Source organism: Clostridium sp. J1101437_171009_A5 (genome assembly GCF_015547905.1).
Taxonomy (GTDB): domain Bacteria; phylum Bacillota; class Clostridia; order Oscillospirales; family Oscillospiraceae; genus Pseudoflavonifractor_A; species Pseudoflavonifractor_A gallinarum.
Genome location: NZ_JADMVY010000001.1, coordinates 117330 through 133165 on the forward strand (window position 1 = coordinate 117330; position 15836 = coordinate 133165).

Annotated in this window: 15 protein-coding genes, 1 pseudogene and 1 riboswitch; of the genes and pseudogenes, 10 read left to right on the forward strand and 6 right to left on the reverse strand. The window is 61.5% G+C overall.

Translation table 11 applies throughout. The annotated features are described in order from the left end of the window. Nucleotides 1-3 precede the first annotated feature (3 nt). A complete protein-coding gene (gene alr / locus I2C21_RS00700; RefSeq protein WP_195278256.1) occupies nt 4-1128 on the reverse strand; it encodes an alanine racemase in 1125 nt (374 codons plus the stop codon). 318 nt (nt 1129-1446) lie between these two features. On the opposite strand from alr, the gene I2C21_RS00705 reads away from it, so the two are divergent. Continuing rightward, entirely contained in the window at nt 1447-1839 is a 393-nt protein-coding gene (locus I2C21_RS00705; protein ID WP_186962741.1) for a hypothetical protein, read from the forward strand. Between the two features lie 312 nt (nt 1840-2151). Here the strand turns inward: I2C21_RS00705 and I2C21_RS00710 are convergent, their stop codons facing one another. From I2C21_RS00710 to I2C21_RS00735, 5 genes and pseudogenes are all read right to left on the reverse strand, one after another. Further along, entirely contained in the window at nt 2152-2751 is a 600-nt protein-coding gene (locus I2C21_RS00710; RefSeq protein ID WP_353654755.1) for a hypothetical protein, read from the reverse strand. 16 nt (nt 2752-2767) lie between these two features. Then, nucleotides 2768-4339: an NAD(P)H-hydrate dehydratase gene (locus I2C21_RS00715; protein WP_193537507.1), complete on the reverse strand. Its 1572-nt coding sequence runs from the start codon at nt 4337-4339 to the stop codon at nt 2768-2770. Between the two features lie 240 nt (nt 4340-4579). Then, nucleotides 4580-5310 (reverse strand): annotated as a pseudogene (locus I2C21_RS00725) (SDR family NAD(P)-dependent oxidoreductase). Between the two features lie 27 nt (nt 5311-5337). Then, nucleotides 5338-6375: a BMP family lipoprotein gene (locus I2C21_RS00730; protein ID WP_195278259.1), complete on the reverse strand. Its 1038-nt coding sequence runs from the start codon at nt 6373-6375 to the stop codon at nt 5338-5340. Between the two features lie 107 nt (nt 6376-6482). Beyond that, nucleotides 6483-7229: a GntR family transcriptional regulator gene (locus I2C21_RS00735; RefSeq protein ID WP_195278260.1), complete on the reverse strand. Its 747-nt coding sequence runs from the start codon at nt 7227-7229 to the stop codon at nt 6483-6485. A gap of 415 nt (nt 7230-7644) precedes the next feature. Here I2C21_RS00735 and purE point away from each other — a divergent pair, with 415 nt between their 5' ends. From purE to I2C21_RS00780, 9 genes are all read left to right on the forward strand, one after another. Next, nucleotides 7645-8160, forward strand: a complete 516-nt coding sequence (gene purE / locus I2C21_RS00740; RefSeq protein WP_101693998.1) for a 5-(carboxyamino)imidazole ribonucleotide mutase — start codon at nt 7645-7647, stop codon at nt 8158-8160. Nucleotides 8161-8217: 57 nt separating this feature from the next. Beyond that, nucleotides 8218-8907, forward strand: a complete 690-nt coding sequence (locus tag I2C21_RS00745; RefSeq protein ID WP_101693387.1) for a phosphoribosylaminoimidazolesuccinocarboxamide synthase — start codon at nt 8218-8220, stop codon at nt 8905-8907. 57 nt (nt 8908-8964) lie between these two features. After that, on the forward strand, nt 8965-9675 hold the full coding sequence (gene purC / locus I2C21_RS00750; protein ID WP_101693388.1) for a phosphoribosylaminoimidazolesuccinocarboxamide synthase: 711 nt from the start codon (nt 8965-8967) through the stop codon (nt 9673-9675). Between the two features lie 84 nt (nt 9676-9759). After that, nucleotides 9760-11187 (forward strand): amidophosphoribosyltransferase, encoded by a 1428-nt coding sequence (locus I2C21_RS00755; protein ID WP_101693389.1) that lies wholly within the window; start codon nt 9760-9762, stop codon nt 11185-11187. Nucleotides 11188-11220: 33 nt separating this feature from the next. Beyond that, nucleotides 11221-12264, forward strand: a complete 1044-nt coding sequence (gene purM, locus I2C21_RS00760; protein WP_195278261.1) for a phosphoribosylformylglycinamidine cyclo-ligase — start codon at nt 11221-11223, stop codon at nt 12262-12264. Nucleotides 12265-12268: 4 nt separating this feature from the next. Further along, on the forward strand, nt 12269-12901 hold the full coding sequence (purN, locus tag I2C21_RS00765; RefSeq protein ID WP_101693391.1) for a phosphoribosylglycinamide formyltransferase: 633 nt from the start codon (nt 12269-12271) through the stop codon (nt 12899-12901). 56 nt (nt 12902-12957) lie between these two features. Next, a riboswitch (ZMP/ZTP riboswitch) is annotated at nt 12958-13038 on the forward strand. 56 nt (nt 13039-13094) lie between these two features. After that, nucleotides 13095-13802, forward strand: coding sequence for an IMP cyclohydrolase (locus I2C21_RS00770; RefSeq protein WP_193537513.1), 708 nt, complete (start codon nt 13095-13097; stop codon nt 13800-13802). Between the two features lie 36 nt (nt 13803-13838). Continuing rightward, the gene (locus I2C21_RS00775; protein ID WP_193537515.1) at nt 13839-15011 is read left to right on the forward strand and encodes a phosphoribosylaminoimidazolecarboxamide formyltransferase; all 1173 of its coding nucleotides are present in this window, start codon (nt 13839-13841) and stop codon (nt 15009-15011) included. A gap of 3 nt (nt 15012-15014) precedes the next feature. Next, on the forward strand, nt 15015-15833 hold the full coding sequence (locus tag I2C21_RS00780; RefSeq protein ID WP_195278262.1) for a TraX family protein: 819 nt from the start codon (nt 15015-15017) through the stop codon (nt 15831-15833). The last annotated feature ends 3 nt before the right edge of the window (nt 15834-15836 follow it).

Here is a 15836-nt window from a genome sequence, read left to right on the forward strand (position 1 = left end):
TGCTCACTCCAGGTAGATCCGGGGCACCCGGCGGGAGACGGCGCAGAGCAATTCATAGGAGATGGTGCCCAGCAGGTCTGCATGCTCCTCCACCGGGAGTTCCTTTCCAAAGACCTCGGCCACATCGCCGGGGTGGACATTCTCCCCCGCGGGGACCATGCACAGGTCCATGCATACCCGGCCCAAAATGGGACGCCGCTCGCCTCCCAAAGAGACCACGCCCCGGTTGGACAGGCCCCGGAACAGGCCGTCGGCATATCCGATGGGGAGCACCGCCAGGCGGGTATCCTCCTCCAGCCGAGCCGTCCGGCCATAGCTCACGCAGGCACCGGCGGGCCGCTCTTCCACGGCGGCCACCCGTGTCTTGAGGGTCATCACCGGCTCCAGCGCACCGCCGTCCAGTCCCTCACACTCCGGCGCGGGATAGTGGCCATAGAGCGCGATCCCCGGCCGCACCATATCCAGATGGGTGCACGGAAAGCGCAGGGTGGCCGCGCTGGCGGCACAGTGCCGGATCGCAAAGGTGATCCCCATGTCCTTCAGCTTGTCGATCAGGTCCAGGAATCGGGTAAACTGGAGCATGGTAAACTCCTCGCTCCCATCGGCGTCCGAAAAATGGGTAAAGATGCCCTCATGGTTCAGCCCCGGGAGGGCGCAGATAGCCGCCATGGTCTCTGCCGTCTGCTCCAAATGGGATGCATCGCAGCACAGACCCAGCCGGGACATTCCGGTATCCGCCTTGAGGTGGATCTTCACCTCTCTGCCCTCGGCCTGGGCCGCCGCAGAGAGGGCCTTGGCGCTCTCCAGATCCCAGACGGTCTGAGTCAGACGCAGACGCACCACATCAGCCGCGAACTCCGTCGGAGTCTGCCCCAGGACCAGGATGGGGGCCGTGATCCCCGCTACCCGGAGCTCTGCGCCCTCATCCAGAGAGGCGACCGCCAGGTAGTCCGCGCCCAGCTGTTCCAGACGCCGGGCCACCGGGATGGCACCGTGGCCGTATGCGTTGGCCTTGACTACCCCCAAAAAGCGGCAGCCAGGGGACAGCATCCCCCGCAGCGCCCGGTAATTATGCTCCAGAGCGCCCAGGTCGATCTCGGCCCAGGTGCGCTTCTGCCTGCTCTCCATGTAACCTGCCTTCTTTCCCGTTCACCATAGACACCATTGATTTTCATGCGTGCAGACATTATCATAGCACAAACCGTACCTTCTCACAAGGGAAGCCGGGCAACTTCCGGGAATTTCCCCACGAACTGGCGTTTCCTGCGGGTTCTGGACTCTTTGCCGGTTCTTTCATCCGTTTTTAATCTTCCCTTTAAAGAAACTCAAAGACATTTTGCCCGGGTTCGGGTATAATATAGAGCATCGGAGGGAGAACATCTCCCGTCGTGACATCCAAACCAATCGCACATCCCAGGATCAATCTAATTCAGGAGGTGTCTCTCTATGTGGGATAAACTGACCGATACGCTGACCAATGTGGCCTATGCCGGTGTGGGCGCCGCCGCCATCGCAGCGGAAAAAGCCGGTGAACTGGGCAAAGTTCTGGTCGAAAAGGGCGAGATCGCCGCGGAACAGGGGCGGCAGATCAGTGAAGAGCTCCAGGAAAAGGGCAGACAGGCTGCCAAAGAGCGCCGGGAGCAGCAGTTCCAGGAGATGCTTGAGGCCATGACCGCCCAGGAGCGGGACGCGCTGCGCCGCCGTCTGGACGAGCTGGATGAGCTGGAGCGTCAGGCCGAGGAGGCCGCCCGGGAAGCGGCGGAAGCCGCTCCGGCCGACAATGTGACCGAGATTCCCTGTCCTCACTGCGACTGCTGCGAAGACGAACAGGACCAGTAATACCAAAAAGGAGCTGCCATCCGGCAGCTCCTTTCAGCGTGTCGAAAAACTTCGACACGCTTCTCAAAAATGCAAGCATTTTTTCGAGGGGATACAGGCCGCCGCATGCACTCGCTGACGCTCGCACACTTGCGGCCTGAGAGGAGCGTTTTCCGACGTACACGCCGCCGGAAAACACCATTTAATTTGATTCTGCCGTCTGCGGCCGGCAGAACTCTGCGAGGCTCTTGCCGCAAAAATTGCAGAAATACCCTTCCGCGACCGTCTGCAAAAAGGAGCTGCCATCCGGCAGCTCCTTTTCTTATTCTGAATTTATGTCATGGAGAATCCCGAAAGGACACATTGGACCACGGTAAAGCCGTCCTGGCTGATCTCTCCCCGCAGCATGGCATGGGTCGCAAGGTCAAACCAGATCTGAAGCTCGGTTCCGCTGCCCGCCTCTGCCTCCGGGTCCCGGATGGTGATGTGGAGGGTCTCCGGCTCTTCTCCGCCTCCCTCCAGCACACTCTCGGCCAAAAAGCCCTCCTGTATGCCGGTCAGCAAAACCGGAAGGGCGTTCATAGGACTCAGCCCCGCCTCGTTCAGGGGCCCGGTCTCCACCCGCACTCCCTCATATTCCAGCGTGGTCTCCCCCTCCCGGATATGGGCCATAATCCCCGCGATATGCTCCGGTTCGGTGATGGTGAGGGTCATTTCCTCCTCCCGCGCATAGGAGAGGTCCAGCCCGTAGGTATACACCCGCTGGCCATAATCTGCGGTCAGTTCCACGTGGGCGGCACAGCTCTGCATGGCCAGATATTCCGTCCGGATATCAAGCGCCAGCTGTTCGGCCTCATTACCTGTCTCCCCGCCGCAGGACGGCAGCAGCAGACACAGGGCTATCATCGGTGCACACATCCAGCGATGGCGCACACCCGTCCCTCCTTCTTTATTGGGGTCCCAGTTCCCGGATCTTTCCCTCGCACTCCCGCAGGACACGGGGGAGCCGTTCGATCAGATCTCCGGGGGTCATGCCGTATTCGCCGATCTCTTCGGCGCACAGGTCCCCCGCCCGGCCGTGGAGCCACACGGCCATGGGCACTGCCTCCCGGCAGGACATTCCCTGCCCCAGCAGGGCCAGAATGATGCCGCCCAGGACATCTCCGCTGCCGCCCTTGGCCATACCCGGATTTCCGGTGGTATTGACATAGGCCGAGCCGTCGGGGAACGCCGTGATCGTGCGGTGTCCCTTGAGTACCAGACAGCAGCCGTGCTCCTGTGCAAAGGAGCGGGCGGCGGCCAGCCGGTCCCCGCTGCTCAGATCTCCGCCCAGGCGGAGGAATTCCCCGTCATGGGGGGTCAGGATGGTGACCACGCCCCGCCGGGCCTCCAACACATCTATATGCCCTTCCAGCGCATTTATGCCGTCCGCATCCAGGATCACAGCAGTATGGGCCGAGCGCAGCAGATGCCGCACCACCGACGCCACGCCGTTCCCCCGGCCCAGCCCGGGTCCGATCAGGCAGACGTCACTGGAATTCATCCGGGCCAGGATCTGCTCCGTGGCCTCCAGCGAGAGCATTCCCGTTTTACCTGCAGGCAGCGGGCTGGGCATGGCCTCATCCAGCTTCATGGCCACCACAGGCCAGATGGGCTCCGGCACACCCACCGACACCAGGCCCGCGCCCGCGCGGACGGCGGCCCGGGCCGCCAGGACAGGGGCTCCGGTATAACCCACCGATCCGCCCAGGATATAGTCCCGCCCGAAATTCCCCTTGTAGGCGTCCCGCTCCCGGCGGGGCAGGTAGACGTCATTTTCACACACGGAGTAAAAATTGCTCTCCGTCCACAGCACCAGATCCAGCGGGATGCCGATCTCGGCCACCGTCAGCCGTCCGGTGCGCAGCCCGCCCTCTCCCAGGAAATGTCCGGCCTTGGGCAGAGAGAAGGTCACCGTCACATCGGCCTGGACGGCATCCCCCAGGACCCGTCCGGTATCGGCCTCCACACCGCTGGCGATGTCTGCGGACACCACCGGGATGTCGCAGGTGTTCATCATCTGCACCGCCATCAGGGGATCACCCCGCAGGGGGGTATTCAGCCCAATCCCAAACAGGGCATCCACCATCACGTCGGCCTCCAGGCACCAGCAGGCAAAGTCCGGGTCATCGGGGGTGAAATCCTCCAGAGAGCCACCCTTGGCCTCCAGACGGCGTTCCATCTCCCGGCAGTCAGAGGTCATCTTCTCCCGCCGGCCCACCAGGACCGCCCGGACCTCCATCCCCGCCTCCATCAGAAAGCGAGCCGCGGCCACGCCGTCCCCGCCATTGTTGCCCGCGCCGCAGAAGCAAACCGCCCGGCGGGGTCTTCCCGGACGCTCCGGCCGCGCCTCCGCCACGCTGACAGCGGCACGCGCCACTGCCCGGGCCGCATTTTCCATGAGCAAGGTGGACGCGATCCCCCGCTCCTGAATGGCCGCGCGGTCCATCTCCCGCATCTGTTGGGCTGTTGCGATCTTCATATACTCTCTTCCTCCGCTGAAACGGCTGCACGGTCGGCCTTCTCCGCTGTCCGCCCCCTCTCTCGACAGACGAGACAGCCCGGTCCGATCCATGCGCTGTGTGATTCAGCCCCTATTCTAGCACGTCCCCAGTCCTTTGTCTAAGCCTATTTTTTCGCTCCGGGACAGAAAGAACGGGAGCGCCCCGCCGCTCCATATGGAGTGCGCGCGCTCCCGCTTTCCCAGGCGGCTTTTCCGCCCTTAAATACAGGTAAATCCTCCGTCCACCAGCACGGTGCTCCCCGCCATAAAGCTGGCCGCGTCGCTGGCCAGGAATACGATCATGGCGGCGATCTCCTCCGGCTGGGCCAAGCGCTTGATGGGGAAGAGACTGGCGAAGTCGTCCAGGCTGCCGTTGCCTCGATCCCACACATCAGGGGCGTAAGGGTCCCTCCGGGGCAAACCGCGTTGACCAAAATCCCCTCCGCGGCATAATCCGCCGCCATGCTGCGGGTGAGCTGGATGACCGCCCCCTTGGTGGAGGCATAGGCGTCCAACCCAGGGGCTCCCACCGTGCCCGCGGTGGAGGCGATGTTGATGATGCGTCCCCCGCCTCGCTTGCGGATGGCCGGAATCAGATACTTGCTCATCAGGTAAACGCTGGTCACATTGACGGCAAAGATCTGGTTCCACTCCTCCAGAGACAGTGTCTCTACCGTTCCGTCAATGGACATGCCCGCGTTGTTGACCAGAATGTCGATCTCCGGATAGTCCCGCAGGATGGCATCACAGGTCTCTGCGATCTCCTCCGGGCAGGCCATATCACAGGGGTAGAAATGGCAATTCCCAAGCTGCTCCATCTCCGCGCCCCGCTCCCGGCTGCGGCCCAGGACTAGGACAGTGGCCCCCCGCTCCAGCAGCTTTTCTGCGGTGCTCCTTCCGATTCCGGAGGTTCCGCCGGTGATTACCGCGACCTTTCCGCTCATTTCCATGGCGTCCTTCTCCTTTCTGCTCTTGTATCAGCCCAGCTCATACTCATTGGGAACGTGGATGGTGCCGTCCACAATGGCCTGAATGGTCTCGTCCACCTTGTCCAGCACTTCCTGGGGGACCTCCTTTTTGAGCTCCTCGTTCCACTCGAAAGAAACCGACTCGTTGGACATATCGAGATACATGATCTCCGGTTCGCCCACCTGATCGTTCAGGATGGCCTCGGTGGCGTTGATAAAGGCCTTGGACCAGTCGCCCATGGTATTTGCAAGCACAGTCTCCGGGGCCTGGGGAATAAAATCTCCTAATGTTCCAAAAGCATAGACCCCTTCGCTTTCTGCCGCCGCCTTTATTGATCCTGACTGCGCTTCGTTGCTGTTGCTGTAAATAAAATCTGCACCCATCTTAATTTGATTCATGGTGACTTCGTATCCCTCTGTCGGATCTGTTGAACTGAGCACATTAAATAAAATTTTTACATCTGGATTAACACTCTTAGCCCCCAGCTCGAAGGCATTTGTCGTCTTTGTATATGCCGGATAATCTCCTCCCACTGAACAGCCAAGCATGTTGCTTTCTGTCATCATTCCCGCTACAACACCGGCCACATAAGTGCTCTGCTCCAGGCAGAGAGAAACTGGAAATTGGTTCTCTCTTACCTCGGTTCCTCCTGTTGTGACGAACCTGGCGTCCGGGTAATCCTTGCTGATCTCGGCCAGGGGTGTGGAGCACTGTCCCCCATGACCGAATACGATCTTGTAGCCCTCGGCGGCCATGGACTCGCCCTCGCTCTTGATGGCGTCTGCTGTGGCCGCCTCTACAACGGCTACTTCACAGCTAAACTGCTCCTCCAGCAGCGAGCCGGCCTCGGCCGCCTGCTGGGAGAAGCCGCCATCCGTGGGGGAACCGGGAATGAGGATGCCGATCTTGATCTCACTTTCTCCCTCCGGTGTTCCGGAAGAATCGGCGGGGGCGCCCTCTCCTCCCCCGCCGCACGCGGCCAGGCCGCCCATCAAAAGGGCGGAAGCGGTCCATAGGGAAATCTGCTTTCTGAGACATTCCTTCATATCTGTTTCCTCCTATCTCAAAATGGAGCCCCCGGCTCCAGGGATAACGGAAAACATATGGGTGTTTCGTATGGATGCAGTCTATGGCGCTGTGAAATCGTTGTATCTTATCTTCTGCGGACCAGGCGCAGCGGCAGGATGTCCTTGCAGAAGCAGGCGGTGCCGCGCAGGAGCTCCAGGCTGCCCACACCGTATCGGACATCGTCCATCCGGAGCAGCGGGGTCCCCTCTGCCACCTCTAGTTTGGAGGCCAGGGCGGCATCCGCCGTCTCTACCGTCTGCTCTGCCAGTGTGACCACCGGCTGCCGGATGCAGAAGAGCTCCAGAAATTCGTTCAGGGTAAGCTCGGCAAAATTCTTCCAGCTCTGATAGTCAAACTCCAAGTTGCTGCCCCGGAAATAGACCTTGCTGTGGATCATGGGAACGCCGTCCCCCAGGAACACGCGCTCCAGCATCAAAAGCCGCTCCTCCCCCTGGCCGATCTCCGCTCCAAGGGGCAGCTCCGCCTCTTCAGGCGAGATCCAGCGGTCCTCCAGAAGGCGCACTGCGGGTGTCATTCCCCGGGCGGCAAAGAGCTCCTGAAAGCTGAATTCCTCGTCGATGCGGGGCTGTGCGGTGCAGATCGGCGCATTGATGAGGGTGCCCCGGCCCCGCCAGCGGGTGAGATACCCCCTGGACTCCAGTTCGCTCAGCACATCCCGGATCACCACCCGGCTCACTCCGGCCAGCTTTGCCAGCTCTTCCTCGGACGGCAGCTTCTCCGTCCCCTCTTTGACCGACTGGGAGATGAGACGCAGAAGCGTCACCTTCCCCTGGGCATAGGGCTCATCCGGCGTCCGCATCGGTCGTGTCATCTTATCTCCCTCTCTTTCCGTACCACTATTTGTGATACATACCGTCTATTAGTATTACTATTCAAAGTATAGTATGACAAATCGGTTCTGTCAATCCCTTTTCGACACTGCACTGCCGGGTATGGCAAAATGCGCCGTTCTTCCCCCCGCTCCCCTTGTATAAGCATACAAAAATCCACCTCTGCACTTGCAAAGCGACAGAAGAGCCGATATAGTATAAGTATTCTTTCTTTGATAAGGGGGAACGGACGTGGATCGGATGCTGAACTGGAAGATTACCGCACATAAGCGCCTGTCTCAGGGTCCCAATGCGTCCAAAATAGCGGTTTGATTAGGAAGGGTATCCGTATAACGGATACCCTGATTTATTTTGTACCGACCTAACTTTTTGTTTGGTTCCATCTCCCTTCCCAAGATGAACGAGGAGGTCATTCCTGTGAAGAAAGTTGCCATCATCATGGGCTCCGACAGCGACTGGCCGGTGGTCAAGGCCGCCTGCACCCAGCTGGACGAGTTCCACATCCCCTACGAGGCCCATATCCTCAGCGCTCACCGTACCCCCGTCCAGGCGGCCGAGTTTGCCCGGGATGCCCGGAAGAACGGCTTCGGCGTGCTCATCTGTGCCGCCGGTATGGCCGCACATCTGGCGGGCGCCTTTGCCGGCAACTCCACCCTGCCCGTCATCGGCATCCCCATGAAGGGGGGCGCCATGGACGGTCTGGACGCCCTGCTGGCTACCGTCCAGATGCCCAGCGGCATCCCCGTCGCCACGGTGGCCATCAACGGCGCCAAAAATGCCGCCGTCCTGGCCGCTCAGATCCTGGCCGTCAGCGATGACGATCTGGCTGCCCGGCTGGATGAGGCCCGGGTCAAGATGGCCCGGCAGATCGCCGAGAAGGAAGCCAAGCTTCAGGCCGAGCTGGCCCAGTAAGCGTACCCGCTGCCCGATAAACTGATCTACTAATCTTTGTTCTGGAGGATGATCCACATGGAAAAGAAACTGGTTTACACCGGAAAGACCAAAGACGTGTTTGCCCTGGACAACGGCAACTACCTGCTGAAGTTCAAAGACGACTGCACCGGCAAGGACGGTGTGTTCGATCCCGGTGAAAACTCCGTGGGCCTGACCATCGACGGTGTGGGCGACGTGAACCTGCGCATGTCCATCTATTTCTTTGAGAAGATCAACGCCGCCGGGATCAAGACTCACTATGTCAGCGCCGACCTGGAGAACACCACCATGGAGGTCCTTCCCGCCAAGGTGTTCGGCCATGGTCTGGAGGTCATCTGCCGCCACAAGGCCGTGGGCAGCTTCCTGCGCCGGTACGGCGAGTACATCGAGGAGGGCGCTGATCTGCCCGCCTATGTGGAAACCACTTTCAAGAACGACGAGAAGGGCGACCCTCTGGTCACCAAGGACGGCCTGGTGGTGCTGGGCGTCATGACCGAGAAGCAGTACGACGACATGAAGGCCCAGACCCAGCAGATCACCCAGATCGTGGCGGACGAGCTCAAGGCCCGCGGCCTGGTCCTGTACGACATCAAGTTTGAGTTTGGTTACGATGCCGACGGCAACGTCATGCTCATCGACGAGGTGGCCTCCGGCAACATGCGGGTGTACAAGGACGGCAAGTATGTGGATCCCATGACCCTCTCCAAGCTTTTCTTCGCCCAGTAATCATCTCTGCTATCAATTGCTATCAATATCCTAATGTGTGCAAGGGGAATGTGAACTATGGAAAAAACAACGCAGCTCTATGAGGGCAAGGCCAAGAAGGTCTATGCCACCGAGGACCCCAATCTGGTCATCGTGTCCTATAAGGATGACGCCACCGCCTTCAACGGCCTCAAGAAGGGCACCATCACCGGCAAGGGCGCCATCAACAACCGCATGACCAACAACCTCATGCGCCGCCTGGAGGCCAAGGGGGTCCCCACCCACTTTGTGGAGGAGCTCAGCGACCGGGAGACCGTGGTCAAGAAGGTCTCCATCGTGCCCCTGGAGGTCATTGTCCGCAACATCTCCGCCGGCTCTTTCGCCAAGCGCTACGGCGTGGAGGAGGGCATCGTCTTTGACGAGCCCACCATCGAGTTCTCTTACAAGAACGACGACCTGGGTGATCCCCTGCTCAACTCCTACCACGCTCTGGCCCTGAAGCTGGCCACCCGGGAGGAGATCGAGCTCATCAAGAAGTACGCCTTCATGGTCAACGACCTGCTCAAGGGCTTCATGAAGGAGATCGGCATCGATCTGGTGGACTTCAAGCTGGAGTTCGGCAAGACCGCCGACGGCCAGATCGTTCTGGCCGACGAGATCTCCCCCGACACCTGCCGTCTGTGGGACGAGAAGACCCATGAGAAGCTAGACAAGGACCGCTTCCGCCGGGATCTGGGCGGCGCGGAGGAGGCCTATGAGGAGGTCATGCGCCGCCTCATGGGAGAGTAAACCTCTCCCGGTTTCCGTTATCATCTGACTTGGCGGACCGGCCCTGCGCCGGCCCGCCCCCACATTTCTATTGGAGGAAAGACTTTGGGCGGTTTCTTTGGTGCGGTCTCCAAGCGGGACTGCGTACTTGACATCTTTTTCGGCGTGGACTATCACTCCCACCTGGGCACCAGCCGGGGCGGCATGGTCATCTATGACCGGGACAAGGGGTTCCAGCGCCAGATCCACAACATCAAAAATACTCCCTTCCGGACCAAGTTCGAGAAGGACCTGTCCGATTTTGCCGGACACAGCGGCATCGGCTGCATCAGCGACACAGACCCCCAGCCCCTGCTGGTGCGCTCCCATCTGGGCCTCTTTGCCATCACCACCGTGGGCATCATCAACAACGCCGAGGAGCTGGTGAAGCAGTACTTTGACGCCGGCGTGGGCACCCAGTTCATGGCCATGAGCTCCGGCAAGGTCAACTCCACCGAACTCATCGCCGCCCTCATCAACCAGAAGGACAACCTGGTGGACGGCATCCGCCACGCTCAGGATGTGGTGGACGGCTCGGCTACCATCCTCATCCTCACCCCCGACAACGAGATCATCGCTGCCCGGGACAAGGTGGGCCGCCTCCCCGTTCTGGTGGGCCGGGACGAGGACGGCTGCTGCATCTCCTTCGAGTCCTTCGCCTACCACAAGCTGGGCTATCACGACTATTACGAACTGGGCCCCCGGGAGATCGTCCGGGTCACCACCGATGGGGTGGAGCAGCTCTCTGCCCCCGGCACCGAGATGAAGATCTGCGCCTTCCTGTGGACCTATTACGGCTACCCCAACTCCAACTATGAGGGCGTCAACGTGGAGGTCATGCGCTACCACAACGGCGAGATCATGGCCGACGCCGACCGGGAGCGGGGCATCGCCCAGGACGTGGATTATGTGGCGGGCGTTCCCGACTCGGGCATCCCCCATGCCATCGGTTACGCCAACCGCAGCGGCAAGCCCTTTGCCCGTCCCTTCGTCAAGTACACCCCCACCTGGCCCCGCTCCTTCATGCCTGACAACCAGAAGGTCCGCAACCAGGTGGCCAAGATGAAGCAGATCCCCGTGCCCGAGCTCATCCAGGGCAAGAAGCTGCTGATGATCGACGACTCCATCGTCCGCGGCACCCAGATGCGGGAGACCGTGGATTTCCTCTATGAGTCGGGCGCCAAAGAGGTCCACATCCGCTCGGCCTGTCCCCCCATCATGTACGGCTGCAAGTACCTGAACTTCTCCTCCAGCAAATCCGAGATGGAGCTCATCACCCGCCGCACTGTTCAGGAGCTGGAGGGCGAGGAGGGCGAGGCCCATCTGGATGAGTACGCCGATCCCACCACCGAGCGCGGCCAGTGCATGCTGGAGGCCATCTGCAAAAAGCTCCACTTCACTTCTCTGGGCTATCAGTCCCTGGAGGGCCTCATGAAGGCCATCGGACTGGAGCCCTGCAAGGTATGTACCTACTGCTGGACCGGCAAAGAGTAAGGCCGTTCCCCCACTATTTTTTTGGAGGTTCGTATGGAAAACTCTCATTCCGCTTCCTACGCCGCTGCCGGCGTGGACGTGACCGCCGGCTATGAGGCGGTCAAGCGTATCAAGCCCATGGTGGAATCCACCTACATCCCCGGCGTGCTGGGCACCCTGGGCGGCTTCGGCGGCATGTTCGCCCCCGACCTGGCTGGGATGAAGCGCCCTGTGCTGGTCTCCGGCACCGACGGCGTGGGCACCAAGCTCCGCCTGGCCCTGCTGCTGAACAAGCACGACACCATCGGTATCGACTGCGTGGCCATGTGCGTCAACGATATCATCTGCGGCGGCGCGTCCCCCCTCTTCTTCCTGGACTATATCGCCTGCGGCAAGAATGATCCCGTGCGCATCGCCGAGATCGTCGCCGGCATCACCGAGGGCTGCCGCCAGTCCGAGTGCGCCCTGGTGGGCGGCGAGACCGCTGAGCACCCCGGCGTCATGCCCGACGAGGACTATGACGTGGCCGGTTTCTCGGTGGGTATCGTGGACGAGGAGAAGATCATCGACGGCAAGCGCCTGAGCGAGGGCGACGCCCTCATCGGCCTCAGCTCCACCGGCGTTCACTCCAACGGCTTCTCCCTGGTGCGCAAGGTCTTTGATGTGGAGCACGCCGATCTGAACGCCCCCGTGGACGAGCTGGGCGGCAAGAGCCTGGGTGAGACCCTCCTCACCCCCACACGCATCTATGTCAAGGCGGTCAAGGCTCTCCTGAAGGCCGGTGTGGACATCCACGCCATCAGCCACATCACCGGCGGCGGCTTCTATGAGAACGTCCCCCGCATGATGACCGAGGGTCTCACCGCCCGCATCGAGCTCTCCTCCTTCCCCCGCCTGCCCATCTTCGACCTGATCCAGAAGAAGGGCAACATCCCCGAGCGGGATATGTACAACACCTTCAACATGGGCCTGGGCATGCTCCTGGCCGTCCCCGCCGGGGAGGCCGAGAAGGCTCTGGAGATCCTCCGCGCCGCCGGAGAGAGCGCCTACGCCGTGGGCTCCGTGGTCCGGGGCGACGCCGGCGTGGAGCTGGTGTAAGGCCATGGCGGAAAAGCGCATCGCCGTTCTGGTCTCGGGCGGCGGAACCAATCTTCAGGCCCTCATCGACGCCCAGGGCCGGGGAGAGCTGGGGGGCGGCGTGCTGGCCGCCGTCCTCTCCTCCCGGGCGGACGCCTACGCCCTGGAGCGGGCCGAAAAAGCCGGTATCCCCGGCTATGTGGTGGCCCGGAAGGATTACCCCTCCCCTCAGGCCATGACCATCGCTCTGGTGGAGAAGCTCAAGGCCCTCTCCATCGACCTGGTGGTGTTGGCCGGCTTCATGCACATCCTTACCGAAGAGATGGTGGAGGCCTTCCCCAACGCCATTTTGAACGTCCATCCGGCCCTCATCCCCTCTTTCTGTGGCAAGGGGGCCTACGGGCTCCACGTCCATGAGATGGCCCTCTCCTACGGCGTGAAGGTCACGGGCGCTACCGTCCACTTCGTCAATGAGGAGGCCGACGGCGGCCCCATCGTGCTCCAGAAGGCGGTGGAGATCCGGGAGGGCGACACCCCGGAGATCCTCCAGCGCCGGGTCATGGAGGAGGCCGAGTGGAAGCTCCTCCCCCAGGCCGTTTCGCTCTTCTGCCAGGACAAGCTGGCGGTGGAGGGCCGGCACGTGCACATTCTCCCCTAAATTCCCCGCCCTTCCGACAGGCGTCTTGACAAGGCCGCTGGGGATATGCTATCCTAAAAAAGCTGTATGACTGACGGAACCGTGGGCTTACCACATGGAGTACAGCTTTTGTTATGCCGACCGTCTGGGCGCACCTGTTTTTGGTGCGCCCATTTTCTTTTTTCATCCACTTCATCGTCAGGAGGAATCTTTCATGAACACCTTGAATCTCTGTGAGCTGCTCCAGTCCCATCCCTACCCCGGTCGGGGCATCCTGCTGGGCAAGTCTGCCGACGGCAGACACAGCGTCATCGCCTATTTCATCATGGGCCGCAGCGAGAACAGCCGCAACCGCATCTTCGAGGTCACCGAGGACGGCATCCGCACCAAGGCCTTTGACGAGAGCAAGATGACCGATCCCTCCCTCATCATCTACCATCCCGTCCGGGTGGTGGGCGACGACACCGTGGTCACCAACGGCGATCAGACCGACACCGTCCGGGGCGGCCTGCTGGAGGGCAAGGTCTTTGCCCAGTCCCTGCGCACCCGGGAGTTTGAGCCCGACGGCCCCAACTACACCCCCCGGATCTCCGGCCTGCTCCACAAGGACGGCAGCTATGCCCTCTCCATCCTGAAGAGCGCCGACGGCGATCCCTCCTCCTGCCGCCGCTACTTCTTCGGCTATGAGCACCCCCTGGCCGGACAGGGCCACTTCATCCACACCTATCAGGAGAACCGGGACCCCCTGCCCTCCTTTGAGGGAGAGCCCCGTCAGGTCGCCATCACCGCCCCCGACGCCCAGACCCTGGCCCGGGAGCTGTGGGAGAGCCTCAACGAGGACAACAAGGTCTCCCTCTTCGTCCGCTACACCGATCTGGAGAGCGGAAAGAGCGACACCGTCATTCTGAACAAGCATCAGTAATTTCACCACTACATACCAACAAACGGAGGCTCTCACATGACTGAACTGGAACTGAAATACGGCTGCAACCCCAACCAGAAGCCCGCCCGCATCTATATGGAGGAGGGAGAGCTCCCCCTCCAGGTCCTCAACGGCCGCCCCGGCTACATCAATTTCATGGACGCCCTCAACTCCTGGCAGCTGGTCAAGGCCCTGAAGAAGGCCACCGGCCTGCCCGCCGCCGCCTCCTTCAAGCACGTCTCCCCCGCCGGAGCTGCTCTGGGTCTCCCCCTCACCGAGGTGGAGCGGAAGATCTACTTCGCCCCCGAGGGAGAGCTCTCCCCCATCGCCTGCGCCTACATCCGGGCCCGGGGCGCGGACCGTCTGTGCTCCTTCGGCGACTGGGCCGCCCTCTCCGACGTGTGTGACGCTGACACCGCCCGCTTCCTGGCCGGTGAGGTCTCCGATGGCGTCATCGCCCCCGGCTATACCGACGAGGCTCTGGAGATCCTCAAGACCAAGCGCAAGGGCGGCTACAACGTGGTGGCCATCGATCCCGACTACACCCCTGCCCCCATCGAGCGGCGCAACATCTTCGGCATCACCTTTGAGCAGGGCTATAACGATCTGGACATCTCGGAGGAGATGCTCCAGAACATCGTTACCGCCAACAAAGAGCTCCCCCAGCAGGCCAAGCACGATATGCTCCTCTCCCTCATCACCCTCAAGTACACCCAGTCCAACTCGGTCTGCTATGTGAAAAATGGCATGACCATCGGCGTGGGCGCCGGACAGCAGAGCCGCATCCACTGCACCCGTCTGGCCGGCAACAAGGCGGACATCTGGTGGCTGCGCCAGCATCCCAAGGTCCTGGGTCTCCAGTTCGTGGAGGGCATCCGCCGTCCCGACCGGGACAATGCCATTGACCTGTACATCTCCGAGGAGCACGACGACGTGCTGGCCGAGGGCGTGTGGCAGACCATCTTCCAGGTCAAGCCTGAGGTTCTCACCGCCCAGGAGAAGCAGGAGTGGATCGCCCAGCTCTCCGACGTGACCGTGGGCTCCGACGCCTTCTTCCCCTTCGGGGACAACGTGGAGCGCGCCCATAAGTCCGGTGTGCATTACATCGTCCAGCCCGGCGGCTCCATCCGGGACGACCAGGTCATCGCCACTGCCGACAAGCACGGCATGGTCATGGCCTTCACCGGTGTGCGCCTGTTCCACCACTAAGCGGTGTCCGCCCTGGACCGGAGCGGCGGTCTCAGCGGGACTCAGCTCAAATATCTGGCCGCCCTCTTCATGGTCATCGACCATGTGGGGATGTTCTTTGAGCCCATGGCCCCCTTCTTCCCGCCCGACTCCCTGTGGTTTTATCTCTTTCGGTATGTGGGGCGGCTGGCCTTTCCCATCTTCGCCTTCTTCGTGGCGGAGGGCTGCCGGAAAACCAGGCACTATGCCGCTTATCTGCGGCGGCTCTTCTGCTTCGCCGCCCTCACCCAGATCCCCCTCTATTTTGTCATGCCGGAGGATGGGCGCAGCGTCATCACCACCTTTTTCCTCGCCTCTCTGGCCATCGGTCTCTACCGGCACTTTCAGGAAAAGGGCTATCCTGTTCTGGGAATCCTGCTGGGCGGTGTGTGCGTCTTTCTGGCCCAGCCCCTTCACGGGGATTACGGCTGGATCGGCTGCCTCACCGTGGTCATCCTCTATTTCTGCGGAGAGGACCGCGCCCGCCAGCTCCGGATGCTTGCCCTGTGCCTGCTGTGCTACTATCTGGCCGGCAGTCTCTGGGCCTACTGGGGCGTGCCCACTCTCTCCATCCTCCCCACCGAGGGGTGGGCACGGTTCCTGGTAGACATGGGAGGACGGCTCCCCTATTTCCAGCGCTTCTATCTGCCCTACTCCCTGCTGATGTCGGCCTTTGCCTGTCTCTCTCTGGTGCCCCTCTCCCGCTACAATGGGAAGCGGGGCAACGGGAGCCGCTGGTTCTTCTACTGGTTCTATCCGGGGCACCTGGTCCTGCTGGCCGGACTGAGCGCCCTGCTCTCCTGACTT